This window comes from Nonomuraea sp. NPDC049129 (genome assembly GCF_040648495.1).
Classification (GTDB): Bacteria; Actinomycetota; Actinomycetes; order Streptosporangiales; family Streptosporangiaceae; genus Nonomuraea.
Window position 1 is genome coordinate 25,390 of record NZ_JBEZDU010000041.1, and the last position, 11,990, is coordinate 37,379.

Genomic DNA, 11,990 nt, shown 5'->3' on the forward strand with positions numbered 1-11,990 from the left:
GTGCGCTGGATTAGTCTGACACTATGCACGTGGAGGTCTACCAGGCCAAGGCCGATTTCTTCCGAACTCTCGGCCACCCCGCTCGCATCAGAGTGTTGGAGCTACTCCAGGAAGGCCCGCTCCCCGTCCGGGAACTCCTGGCCCAGATCGACATCGAGCCGTCGAGCCTCTCCCAGCAGCTGGCCGTGCTGCGAAGAGCCGGGATCGTGAGCGCCATCCGCGAGGGCAGCACCGTCGTCTACACGCTGGCCACCCCTGAGCTGGCCGACCTGCTCGGGGCCGCCCGCCGCATCCTCACCGACATGCTCGCCGACCAGGGCGAACTGCTCGCGGAGCTACGAGCCGAGGTCCCCTGACCGTGGAGCGTCACCGTCTATGACGATGAGCACCGTCAATTCGACGAAAGTCGGGGGACGAGCTGGTCTTTCCGCAGTGTCGGGCGCTTCGGGACCTTCCTACGCTGCTGCCCATGATCAGAACGCGCCGCAACGCCGCAGCCGGGGCGAGATCACCACAGCGTACGTGGGCGCCTTCTTCGACCAGCACCTACGTGGCGAACACCAGCAGTTGCTGGACGGCCCGTCCACCGCCAACCCCGAGGTCTCTTTCCAGAACCCCTTGGAACCGCGTTGAGAACGCTCCTGCTTGTTCCTGCTTGTTCCTACTTGTCGGCAGCGGCGCCGGCGGCGGCCGCGCGGCGGGCGCGGGCCTGGACGACCTTGGGGTAGCGGGCGGTGAAGACGGCCGGGGCGGCGAACGTGATCACCTTGATGGCGATGACCACGGCCGTCGCGTGCGGCGCGGCGGCCAGCACGAACGTCAGCGACACGGCGGCGACGGTGAACGCGCTCGCCCAGACCGTGGTGATGACCGCGTTGACCCGGTAGAAGCCCGGGGTGTCCCAGACCTCCTTGGGCGCCATGGTGCGCGCGATGCCGAGCGTGAACGGCCGATGGATGGCCAGCGAGCCCCAGGCGGTGCCCGCCAGCCAGACGTTGACCAGCGCCGGGCCGTACGGCGTGAGGAACGAATGCGGATCGATCAGCGAAAGGACCGTGAGGCAGGCGAAGAACACCGCGGCGCTCGACTCGATCACCATCTCGTCCCAGGCCCGCCCCGCTCGGCGGTCCACGACGACGAGGACCAGCGCGATGACGAGGCCGGTGATGGCGCCCCAGCGCCACTCGTCGCCGGTGGCGATGATCGCGTAGAGGATCCAGGGGGCGAATCCCAGCAGGCCGCGCATGTCGAGCTCCCTACGACGTTCCTATATAGACATGTCGAAGGTAGAACCTGCGAGCTCGATATGTCAATATAGGAATATGAGTCTTCGACATGCCGCGCTCGGCCTGCTTTCCGAGGGACCGGCGAGCGGCTATGACCTGATGAAGATGTTCGACGTCTCCCTCGCGAACGTCTGGCCGGCCACGCAGAGCCAGCTCTACGCCGAGCTCGGCAAGCTGGCCGACGCCGGTTTGGTGAGCGTGGCGGCCGAGGGACCGCGCGGCCGCAAGGAGTATGCCATCACCGAAGAGGGCCTGGCCGAGCTCCGCCACTGGCTCATCGAGGTGGAGCCGGTCCGGAACGTACGCAGCGACATGCTGTTGCGCGTGTTCTTCCTGGCCCAGGTGGATCCGTCGCAGGCCAAGGACTACCTGCGGCGGCAGGCGGAGATGGCGGCCGAACGGTTGGCGCACCTAGAGAGCATCAGGGAATTCGTGGAGTCCGGGCAGGACAATCTGTCGGTGTACGGGAGGCTCGTGCTGGAGTACGGCCACCACCTCAGCACCACGGCGCGGGACTGGGCCGAATGGGCCGAAGGGCAGATCCGTTAGGCTCGCCCCATGGTCTCCGAACTGTTCGATCCGAAGGCATGGCAGGTGGTCGAGGGATTCGACTTCACCGACATCACCTATCACCGGGCGGTCGACCAGGGCACCGTACGGATCGCCTTCAATCGCCCCGAGGTACGCAACGCGTTCCGGCCGCAGACGGTCGACGAGCTCTATCGAGCGCTCGACCACGCCCGGCAGACCACGGACGTGGGCTGCGTGCTGCTCACCGGCAACGGCCCCTCGCCCAAGGACGGCGGCTGGGCCTTCTGCTCGGGCGGCGACCAGCGGATCAGGGGCAAGGACGGCTACCAGTACGCCGACGGCTCGGCGTCCACCGGCCGGCTGCACATCCTGGAGGTGCAGCGGCTGATCCGCTTCATGCCAAAGATCGTCATCTGCGTGGTGCCCGGCTGGGCCGCGGGCGGCGGGCACAGCCTGCACGTCGTGTCGGACCTCACGCTGGCCAGCGAGGAGCACGCCCGCTTCAAGCAGACGGACGCCGACGTGGCCAGCTTCGACGGCGGCTTCGGGTCGGCGTACCTGGCCCGGCAGGTGGGGCAGAAGTTCGCCCGCGAGATCTTCTTCCTCGGCGACACCTACTCCGCCGCCGACGCGCACCGGATGGGGATGGTGAACGCCGTCGTTCCTCATGCCGAGCTGGAGGAGCGGGCGTTGGAGTGGGGCCGCAAGATCAATGGCAAGTCACCCACAGCCCAGCGGATGTTGAAATATGCCTTCAACATGGTCGATGACGGGTTGGTCGGGCAGCAGGTGTTCGCCGGCGAGGCGACGCGGTTGGCGTACATGACGGACGAGGCCGCCGAGGGCCGCGACTCGTTCCTGGAGAAGCGCGCACCCGACTGGTCCCCCTTCCCCTGGCACTACTGATCCGCTCTCAGCGAGCCGGCCGGCTGCTCGTTCGGCACCAGCGCCGCTTCTGGCGCTGGCGGTGGTGACCAGCCCGGCCGCAGGGCTGAAGATCCTTTGCGACATTTGCCCTTCTCTACCCAATCGTGACCAAGAGCTGGAATTCTGATACGTCCTTTGACTTAGTCGTGGGATGGGGATGAGACAGTTGCCGGCATCCGGGGTGTGGCGCCGCTTCGTCAGGCACGCGTCCGCTCTGTGGCTCGTCGGCGCGGTGATCGCGTTATGCCTGCCATCTCCCGCGCAAGCGCAGGCCATGGCCGACAAGACCCTCACCCTGGCCTACACCTGTACAGGCGGCCCGTTCAGCGACACCTCGCTCAGCGTGCCGCTCACCATGCCCGATACGGCGAGTGGCACGTTCGACGTCAAGTGGCGCATTCCCGCCCTGACGCTGCGCACGGCACCGACCACCACCACGCAGGTCCACGTCGCCGGGAAACTCATGGTGACCGGCGGAACGCACACGGATCTCAGCAAGACCGGCGCGAGCGTCACCTCCGGATCCACCTCCGTGCTGGCCGGACAGGTGACGAGCACGGTGTCGGTGACCGCCACGACGGGTGGCGAGGTGACGGTCCAGGGCTCCACCGAGCAGGGCAGCCTGAAGCTCAGCCTGGCCAGCGCGCCGTCGGACGTGACCTCGTGCACGACCACCAGCACGACCAGCGTGGTGATCACGGTCGGCCAGGGCGGCACCGGGACCGGTACCGGCGACGTGGTCACCTACTCCTGCAAGACCGGCACCGAGGCCAGCCCGCAGACCGTCAAGGTCAAGGTCACGCTGACGATGCCCACGACCACCCCCAAGACCGGCGAACAGTTCTCGATCGGCTGGTCGGGCACCTATGAGACAGGTTACGAACTCGAGGCCCCGTCGACCGGGCTGCCCACTGGCAGCAAGCTGTACGCCTACGCCTCGATCTCCGGCATCACCCAGCTGACCTCCGCGACCGGAGTGGGCGAGCTGGCCGCGGTCACCGCGAGCGCGCCCATCACGCTGCCCACCAGCGTCGACATGAAGACCACATCGAAGAACTCGGGCTCGGCGACGGTGAAGCCGGCCGCCATCAACATCGGCACCTCACCGACCGCCCCGGTCATCGAGTGTGAGGTTCAGAGCGACACCAGCCTCAAGACGTACCCCCTCACCATCGGGGCAGGCAGCGGCAGCAGCCCTTCGCCGACCCCCACGAAGTCCAAGTCCCCGACCCCCAAGTCATCGACCAAGACCTCCTACAAGTCTGAGCCTTCCGCCACTCCGAAGGCGGGAGCCGACACGGGCGCGGGCGGCGACGCCGGCCCGGACGGCCGCCTGTTCGTACTGACGGGCTCCGCTCTGATAGCAGCGGCGGGCGCGGGCGGCCTCCTCATGCGCCGCCGCTCCGCGACCAGGCCCTGAACGGAGGCACCATTTTCGATCGACGACCTGGACACCGAGATCGACCTGATCGCCGACCCCGTCGCCTCCTTCGTCAAGCTCGTCCCGCTGGCCGGCGGCTGACTGGTGCGCCTGATCAGCTTTGATATCTACTTCCTTATCGATGGACGATAGATAGCAATATTGGACGCAAGGAGATCGGTTCTGGTCTGCTAAGCGGGCATTGACGTCCATCGGGGTCGTGATCGCCTCCAGGTCTCTGGCCCGTGAAAGCAGGTGTTCGCCCATGTCCTTCGGGCAGTCCAGCCCGTCCCGCCGCGCGTTGCTGGCCGCCGCGGCCCTCCTGCCGCTGGCGGGAGGCGAGGCCGAGGCATCGGCGGCATCGGCCGCCGCTCCCAAGAGCGCACAGCACTACTACGACCGCGCGGCCAAGCTGGCCGGCGACGACCCGGTGCTGCGGGCCCTCGTCAAAGTGCTCACGCCGGGCCTCCCGATGCCGTCGGCGAAGCCCCTCGCGCCACTGAGGATCTTCGACGATGTCGCGGTGGTGGGCACCAGCTTCGTCCAGGCCACGGCCCTGCTCACCTCCCAGGGTGTCATCCTCATCGACGCGATGGGATCACCGGACGACGCCGAAAAGATCATCGTTCCCGGGCTGCGCTCTGTGGGAGTGGATCCAGCGAAGATCAAGTACGTGGTGGTCGCCCACGGCCATAGCGATCATTTCGGCGGCGCCCAGTTCCTCGCCGACCAGTACGGCGCCCGAGTCATGATGAGCCGAGCCGACTGGAATGTCATCGCTGCCGAACGTCCGGCCAATGCGCCCAAGCGAGACCTGGAGATATCCGACGGACAGCGGCTCACCCTCGGCGACACCACAGTCGCGTTCCACCACACGCCCGGGCACACGCCGGGCACCGTCTCGCCGATCTTCCCGGTGCGCTGGAAGGGCCTACGACACACCGCGATGTTGTGGGGCGGGACCGCGCCACCCGCCGCGACCGCGGACAAGCGCACCAATCTCTCCTCTGTGCTCGCCTTCGCCTCCAGGATGAGGCAGGCAGGGGTGGACGTCGAGCTGAACAATCATGGAGGCTGCGACAACAGCCTGGCGCGCATCGAGGAGTTGCGGGCCGGGTCCACGGGAGCGGCGAATCCGTTCGTCATCGGCCGTTCCAGGACGCAGCGCTTCATGAAGGTCATGGAGATCATGCTGCGCGGCCGCATCGTCCAAGACCAGGAGGCGAGCTCCGGCACGTCTTCAGGCGCCGCGAGCGCCTCACCCGGACGATCGACCAACGTCTGCTGCTGAGAGACGACCGAGCGCCTGGGAACGCCACGCATGCCGCGCGTGCGCTGTCATGTTCCATCGTGCTCCGCCGCCAGTGAGCCGACCGTGACGGCGTCATCCCTGTCGAGCGGGTCGACGTGGTGGACGATCATGTACAGCAGGCCCTGCAGGCGTTCGCGGGCGGGTTGGGTACAGACCTGACGGGGGCGCGGACGCGCGCGAGCGTGGCGGCGGGGGCGTCATTGAGGTTGTAGCCGACGAGCTCGCGCCAGACGGCCATTCCGCGATCTCGATCGAGTTTCTCGGCGACGGCTTCGTCCACGTAGGTGGAGACGGCTTGCGGCAGACTGGGTGGGTGAAGATCGTGGTGCCTGCCGCTTTGACCGAGTCTCACGTGAAGTACGACGGAGAAGCCGGGCGGTCCTGGTCTGCCGGGTTACCGGCGCTGGCCGAGCGCTATCTCAAGCGATGGGACCTGCGGCTGGACGGTTCGCCCGCGCACGGGGTGGTGTCGCTGGTGCTGCCCGTGGTGCGGGGCGATGGGACACAGGCGGCGCTCAAGCTGCAGCCCGTGAGTGACGAGAACGCCGGCGAGGGGCCGGGGCTGCGGGCCTGGGCGGGTGACGGGTCGGTGTTGCTGCTCGACGAGGACCCCGCCACCGGCACCCTGCTGCTCGAACGGCTCGACGCCGAGCGGCCGCTGTCGTCCGAACCCGATGTCATGAAGGCGCTCGGGATCCTCACCGAGTTGCTCCGGCGGCTGGTGGTGCTGCCCGCTCCCGAGGGGATGCGCCAGTTGGGGGACATCGCGGGTGGCATGCTCGACCGCGTTTCCGACGCGGTGGCGGTGCTGCCCAGGGAGCGGGATCGGCGCTGGTTGGAGGTCTGCGCGGGGGCGGTTCGTGAGCTGGCGGGCGAGCCGGGCGATCGGTTGCTGCACTGGGATCTGCATTACGACAACGTGCTGGCCGGGGTACGGGAGCCGTGGCTGGCCATCGATCCCAAGCCGCTCGCCGGGGACCCCGGGTTCGACCTGATGCCCGCGCTGCACAACCGGTGGGAGGAGGCCGTGGCGACCGGGGATGTGCGTCGGGCGGTGTTGCGGCGGTTCGACTTCATGGTTGACGGGCTCGGGCTGGATCGGCGGCGGGCCGCGGGCTGGACGCTCGGCCGGGTGCTGCAGAACTCGCTCTGGGACGTGGCCCGGGGCGAGCCGGAGCTCAACGAGATCCAGCTCGCCGTGGCCGAGGCGGTCCGTCACCGCCTGTAGGACAGCCGCCGGGGTCAATCCGACAGGCTGTGGAGGAAGGCTCGTACGAGAGCGGCGATCTGGGGACGGCGGGTTTCCAGGGCGAAGTGGCCGGCGTCCAGGAGGTGGACACGGGCGTCCTTCACGTCGCGAGCGAACGCCTTGGCACCTTCCGGGGCGAAGATCTCGTCGTTGCGACCCCAGACGGCGAGCACCGGGGGCTGGTGGGTGCGCAGGTAGTCCTGCCATTGCGGGTACGCGGCCACGTTGGTGGCGTAGTTCATGAAGATCGCGAGCTGGATCTCGTGATTGCCCGGACGGTCGAGCAGGGCCTGGTCGAGAGCCTCCTTGTCGGGGTTGACCAGGGAGACGTCGGAGACGCCGTGCGTGTACTGCCAGTGCGTGGCCTCACGCGTGTAGTTGGCGAGCAGCGGTGCGAGGTCGGCTTCGGAGGGGTTCGCCCAGATCGCGCGGAGGTCCTGCCAGAAGGGGGCCAGTCCGTCCTCGTAGGCGTTGCCGTTCTGGCTGATGATGCCGGTGATCCGCTCGGGGTGGCGCAGGGCGAGACGGAAGCCGACGGGGGCGCCGTAGTCGTGTACGTAAATGGCGTACCTGGTCAGGCCAAGCGAGTCGAGCAGCCGGTCGACGACGTCGGCGAGATGGTCAAAGGTGTAGTCCCACTCCGAGGCGGCCGGGGCCGAGCTGTGCCCGAAACCGGGGTAGTCGGGGGCGATCAGGTGGAACTCATCAGCTAGGTCGGCGATCAGCTCCTGGTAGGCGATCGAGGAGGTGGGGAAGCCGTGGAGCAGTACGAGCGTAGGGGCCGACGGGTCGCCTGCCTCACGGTAGAAGACGTCCAGGCCGTCGATGACAGTGGTGCGGTAGCGGGTGGTCATGGCGACTCCTCTTAACCGGCTAAATTAGTTTTGATGGTTAAGTGATAGCATGAGGTTGATTAACCGGTCAAACTTATTTGAGGGGTTAGGTCCTGTGAGAGTGCGGCCGCTTCGTGGGGAGTCTGTGGCGTTCGATCTGGTGGACACCGTGTGGAAGGAGCATGGGGTGCCGGTCGATCAGTTCGACGACCTCGATGGCGTGCGGGCTTGGCTCGACGATCACGGGCTGCCGGGTGGCGACGAGCTGGAGCGCGTACGGGATCGGCTGGTGGAGGCTCGTGCCGCCCTGCGGGCCGTGCTGGACGGGCGCGGGCCCGAGCGGCTCAACGCCGTGCTCGGCCACGGCAGCCGCCGCCCACTGATCCGCACCGGCGACCCGCACCAGCCGCATGAGCCGTACGAGCTGGTCGTCGTGGACGAAGCGGCGTGGCATGCGGCGTGGGTGGCGGCGGCGGACCTGGTACGGATCCTCCGCGAGCGGCCCGAGCGCGTGCGCAAGTGCGCGAACCCGGAGTGTGTGCTGTGGTTTCTCGACACGAGCAAGAACGGCAGCCGCCGCTGGTGCTCGATGGAGGCGTGCGGCAACCGGGCGAAGGTGGGCCGGTTCAACCAACGCCAGCGCACCATGGGCTGACCGGCCCGAAAGAGCAGCGTTTGGGTCAGATGAGGAGGGCGAGCTTGCCGCGACCGTGGCGGGTCTCGATCTCGCGGTGCGCGTCCGCCGCCTCCTCCAGCCGGTACGTCCGGCGGATCAGGAACTTCAGCTCCCCCTTCGCGCAAAGGGCGGCATACCGAGCGAGGCGCTCAGCCGTGCGGACGCCCTTCGTGACCATGATGCCCAGCTCGTCCGCCTTGTCGTGGTCGACCATGGTCAGAATGCGGCCACGGTCCGGGACCAGCTCCAAGGAGACGTCCAGCGCCGCGCCGCCCGCTCCGTCCAGGGCCGCGTCCACCCCGCCGGGCGCGAGCGCGCGTACCCGGGAGGCGAGGCCGTCCCCATAGGCGACAGGGATGGCGCCGAGGTCGCGTAGGTAGGCGTGGTTCTCCTCGCGAGCGGTGCCGATCACGGTGGCGCCCCTACGGACGGCGAGCTGTACGGCGACCGTGCCGACCGCTCCGGCGGCGGCGTGGACGAGGAGCGTCTCGCCCGCGGTCGGGTTCAGCTGGCTGATGGCGATGTCGGCGGTCTGCACCGCGGCGGTCAACGCGCCGGCCACCTCCCAGGGGAGGCCCGGGGGCTTGGGTGTCACGTCGGTGGCGGGGACCACGATGTACTCGGCGTAGCTGTTCAGCAGCGAGAAGCCGAGCACCTCCGTGCCAACGTCGAGGCGCACGCCCGGCTCTCCTTGGCCGCCCGGACTTCCTTGGTCCGCCACTCTCGGCCCCACCTGGTCGACCACGCCCGCGAACTCGTTGCCCGGGATCCGCGGCAACGGGTCGGTCACGGCGGGCGGTGTCCAACCGGCCCGCACCGCCGTGTCGAAGGGCTGCATCCCGGCGGCCTTGATCCGTACCCGGACCTGGCCCGGCCCGGCCTCCGGCATGGGCCGGGACATCACAGTGAGCACCTCGGGTCCGCCGAACTCAGCAAACGCCGCCGCTTTCATGAAATTTCCACTCATGGGGACGACTGTGCACCCTCAACCGCACTTGAGGTCAAACCAGATCGCATTTCGGGAACTTTCGGCTTTAGTCCCGCTTTATCTGTATAGAGTCCGACGGACATCACAGGGGGACGGGGTATCCGGGGTTCGATGACCGAGTTCTTACATGTCGTGCTGAGCTTCCCGACGGTGGTATTCACCTTCCTTCTCGTCGTGGTCGCCGGCTACTGGTTCATTGTCATAACCGGCCTCTTCGACTTCGAAGACGGCGAGGCGCCCTGGCTGGGACTGGGCGGAGTGCCCGCCGGGATCGCACTGTCACTACTGATCGCGTTCGCGTGGCTGCTCGCCTTGATCGGCAGTCAGGTGGCGCCGGGGATCGCGCTGCCGGTCGTACCCATCCTCGCCCTGATCGGGGCCTGGTTGGGCACGCGGGCACTGCTCAGCCCGCTGCGGCGGCTTCTCCCTGACGCGCGGCGCCCGTCGCGCGGTGACTTCGTCGGCCAGATGTGCGTGATCCGCACCGGCCAGGCGACCGCCGACTTCGGCCAGGCCGAGGTCACCGCGCCCGACGGCTCTTCGGCCGTCGTCCAGGTCAGGACGACGGGCCAGGACCGGCTCGCGCGCGGCGACAACGCGCTCATCTTCGAATACGACGCCAACGGCGAATTCTTCTGGGTCATGCCTTACGAAAGCGAGCACTGATGGACGTCATCTCCACCGGATTCGGCATATTCCTCGCCGTCGTGCTGGTCATCGTGATCGGCCTGCTTGCCGTCATCAGCCGCCTTTTCCGGAAGGTCGAACAGGGCAAGGCCCTGATCATCTCGAAGGTCAACAAGGTCGACGTGACGTTCACCGGGGCCACCGTGCTCCCCGTCTTTCACAAGGCCGAGATCATGGACATCTCGGTGAAGACCATCGAGATCGAACGGACCGGCCGCGAGGGGCTGATCTGCCGGGACAACATCCGGGCCGACATCAAGATCACCTTCTTCGTACGCGTCAACAAGACCGCCGAGGACGTCATCAAGGTCGCCCAGGCCATCGGCACCGTCCGGGCCAGCGACGAGTCGACCCTGCAGGCGCTGTTCAACGCGAAGTTCTCGGAGGCGCTCAAGACCGCCGGCAAGCAGCTCGACTTCGTCGATCTCTACACCAAGCGTGACGAGTTCCGTGACCAGATCGTCCGGCTCATCGGCACCGACCTCAACGGCTACAGCCTGGAGGACGCGGCCATCGACTACCTGGAGCAGACCTCGCTGGCCGCGCTGGACAAGAGCAACATCCTCGACGCGCAGGGCATTCGCAAGATCACCGAGCTGACGGCGATCGAGCACGTACGGACCAACGAGTTCCAGCGCCGCGAGGAGAAGGAGATCACCCGCCAGAACGTGGACGCCCGCGAGGCGATCCTGGAGCTGCAGCGCCGGCAGGCCGACGCCGAGGTCAAGCAGCGGCGCGAGATCGAGACGATGAAGGCCCGCGAGGAGGCGGAGATCGCCCGCGTGGCGGCCGAGGAGCGGCTGAAGTCGCAGTCGGCCAACATCAAGACCGACGAGCAGCTCGGCGTACAGCACGAGAACCGGGCCCGTGAGGTCGCCGTCGCGGAGAAGAACCGCGAGCGGGTGATCGCGATCGAGACCGAGCGGATCGAGAAGGACCGCATGCTGGAGATCATCGCCCGCGAGCGGGAGACCGAGCTGTCGCGCATCGCCAAGGACAAAGAGGTCGAGACCGAGAAGCGGTCGATCGCCGAGGTGGTGCGCGAGCGGATCGCCGTCGACAAGACGGTGGCCGAGCAGGAGGAGAGCATCAAGCGGCTGCGCGTGGTCGAGGAGGCCGAGCGTACCCGCCAGAGCGTGATCATCGCCGCCGAGGCCGAGGCGCAGGAGAACCTGGTCAAGGGCATCAAGGCGGCCGAGGCCGCGGAAGCGGCCGCGAAGTTCAAGGCCCGCGAGGAGCTGACGCTGGCCGAGGCCAGGCAGCAGGCCGCCGAGCTCGACACCCGAGCCAAGATCAGGCTGGCCGAGGGTATCCAGGCCGAGTCGGCGGCTGCCGGGCTGGCCGAGGTCCAGGTCAAGGAGCGGGACGCGGAGGCGATCGAGAAGGTCGGCCGCGCGGAGGCGGCGGTCCTGGCCGAGAGGCTGCGGGCCGAGGCGGAGGGCGCCAGGTCCATGGCCATGGTCGAGGGCGACCGGCTCAAGGCGCAGGCGGAGGGCGAGCAGGCGATGGCCCTGGCCGCCGCGACGGCGGTGGGCGAGAAGCTCAAGGCCGAGGCCGAGGGTCTGACCGAGAAGGCCGCCGCGATGGCCGCGCTCGACGACGCGAGCCGGGGCCACGAGGAGTTCCGCCTGCGGCTGGAGGCCGACAAGGACGTACGCCTCAAGCAGATCGACGTCACGCGGCAGGTGGCGGAGTCGCAGGCGAGCGTGCTGGCCGCCGGTCTGGCCAAGGCGAACATCGACATCGTCGGCGGCGACACGATGTTCTTCGACAAGGTCGTGGGCTCGATCACCGCGGGCAAGGTGGTGGACGGGTTCGTGGAGCACTCGCAGGTGGCGGGCACGCTGGCGGCGCCGTACCTCAACGGGTCGGCCAGTCTCGCGGGTGACCTCAGCGCGCTGGTCAACGGGGTGAGCACCGAGGACCTGAAGAACCTGACCGTGTCGGCGCTGCTGCTGCGGCTCATCCAGAACGGCGGGCCCGACTCGGGCCCGCTGGGCGAGCTCCTGGAGACGGCCCGCCGCCTGGGCGTGGCCGACTCGCCGGTGGCCGCGCTCACCGCCGCGAAGGTCTGATCGCGC

13 protein-coding genes are annotated in these 11,990 nt (G+C 68.1%); 10 read left to right on the plus strand and 3 right to left on the minus strand.

Features of this window, described 5'->3' with window-relative positions; all coding sequences use genetic code 11:
- Positions 1-23 precede the first annotated feature (23 nt).
- Positions 24-356: a metalloregulator ArsR/SmtB family transcription factor gene (locus tag AB0B64_RS56745; protein WP_225301381.1), complete on the plus strand. Its 333-nt coding sequence runs from the start codon at positions 24-26 to the stop codon at positions 354-356.
- A gap of 25 nt (positions 357-381) precedes the next feature.
- A complete protein-coding gene (locus tag AB0B64_RS56750) occupies positions 382-633 on the plus strand; it encodes a hypothetical protein (protein ID WP_358203950.1) in 252 nt (83 codons plus the stop codon).
- A 28-nt stretch (positions 634-661) separates the two neighbouring features.
- Here the strand turns inward: AB0B64_RS56750 and AB0B64_RS56755 are convergent, their stop codons facing one another.
- Entirely contained in the window at positions 662-1,246 is a 585-nt protein-coding gene (locus tag AB0B64_RS56755; RefSeq protein WP_358203956.1) for a hypothetical protein, read from the minus strand.
- 76 nt (positions 1,247-1,322) lie between these two features.
- Here AB0B64_RS56755 and AB0B64_RS56760 point away from each other — a divergent pair, with 76 nt between their 5' ends.
- The 5 genes from AB0B64_RS56760 (at position 1,323) to AB0B64_RS56780 (ending at position 6,704) form a co-directional block, all read left to right on the plus strand.
- Positions 1,323-1,835, plus strand: a complete 513-nt coding sequence (locus AB0B64_RS56760) for a PadR family transcriptional regulator (RefSeq protein ID WP_358203967.1) — start codon at positions 1,323-1,325, stop codon at positions 1,833-1,835.
- A 9-nt stretch (positions 1,836-1,844) separates the two neighbouring features.
- The gene (locus AB0B64_RS56765) at positions 1,845-2,723 is read left to right on the plus strand and encodes a 1,4-dihydroxy-2-naphthoyl-CoA synthase (protein WP_225301384.1); all 879 of its coding nucleotides are present in this window, start codon (positions 1,845-1,847) and stop codon (positions 2,721-2,723) included.
- 178 nt (positions 2,724-2,901) lie between these two features.
- Positions 2,902-4,164 (plus strand): hypothetical protein, encoded by a 1,263-nt coding sequence (locus AB0B64_RS56770; protein WP_358203979.1) that lies wholly within the window; start codon positions 2,902-2,904, stop codon positions 4,162-4,164.
- Positions 4,165-4,429: 265 nt separating this feature from the next.
- Complete coding sequence (locus tag AB0B64_RS56775; RefSeq protein WP_358203984.1) at positions 4,430-5,455, plus strand: MBL fold metallo-hydrolase; 1,026 nt, start codon at positions 4,430-4,432, stop codon at positions 5,453-5,455.
- A gap of 334 nt (positions 5,456-5,789) precedes the next feature.
- Complete coding sequence (locus AB0B64_RS56780; protein ID WP_358203989.1) at positions 5,790-6,704, plus strand: aminoglycoside phosphotransferase family protein; 915 nt, start codon at positions 5,790-5,792, stop codon at positions 6,702-6,704.
- 14 nt (positions 6,705-6,718) lie between these two features.
- Here the strand turns inward: AB0B64_RS56780 and AB0B64_RS56785 are convergent, their stop codons facing one another.
- A complete protein-coding gene (locus AB0B64_RS56785) occupies positions 6,719-7,579 on the minus strand; it encodes an alpha/beta hydrolase (RefSeq protein ID WP_357960956.1) in 861 nt (286 codons plus the stop codon).
- Between the two features lie 124 nt (positions 7,580-7,703).
- Between AB0B64_RS56785 and AB0B64_RS56790 the strand changes: the two genes are divergently transcribed.
- On the plus strand, positions 7,704-8,213 hold the full coding sequence (locus AB0B64_RS56790) for a CGNR zinc finger domain-containing protein (protein WP_357960953.1): 510 nt from the start codon (positions 7,704-7,706) through the stop codon (positions 8,211-8,213).
- Between the two features lie 25 nt (positions 8,214-8,238).
- On the opposite strand, the gene AB0B64_RS56795 is transcribed toward AB0B64_RS56790, so the two are convergent.
- On the minus strand, positions 8,239-9,201 hold the full coding sequence (locus tag AB0B64_RS56795; protein ID WP_358203998.1) for an NADP-dependent oxidoreductase: 963 nt from the start codon (positions 9,199-9,201) through the stop codon (positions 8,239-8,241).
- A 132-nt stretch (positions 9,202-9,333) separates the two neighbouring features.
- On the opposite strand from AB0B64_RS56795, the gene AB0B64_RS56800 reads away from it, so the two are divergent.
- Both AB0B64_RS56800 and AB0B64_RS56805 read left to right on the plus strand, forming a co-directional pair.
- Positions 9,334-9,888 carry a hypothetical protein gene (locus tag AB0B64_RS56800; RefSeq protein WP_357960948.1) on the plus strand — a complete coding sequence of 185 codons (555 nt, stop codon included), beginning with the start codon at positions 9,334-9,336 and terminating at the stop codon, positions 9,886-9,888.
- Positions 9,888-11,984 carry a flotillin family protein gene (locus AB0B64_RS56805; protein ID WP_358204008.1) on the plus strand — a complete coding sequence of 699 codons (2,097 nt, stop codon included), beginning with the start codon at positions 9,888-9,890 and terminating at the stop codon, positions 11,982-11,984. The genes AB0B64_RS56800 and AB0B64_RS56805 overlap by 1 nt, the downstream gene beginning before the upstream one ends.
- Positions 11,985-11,990 lie beyond the last annotated feature (6 nt).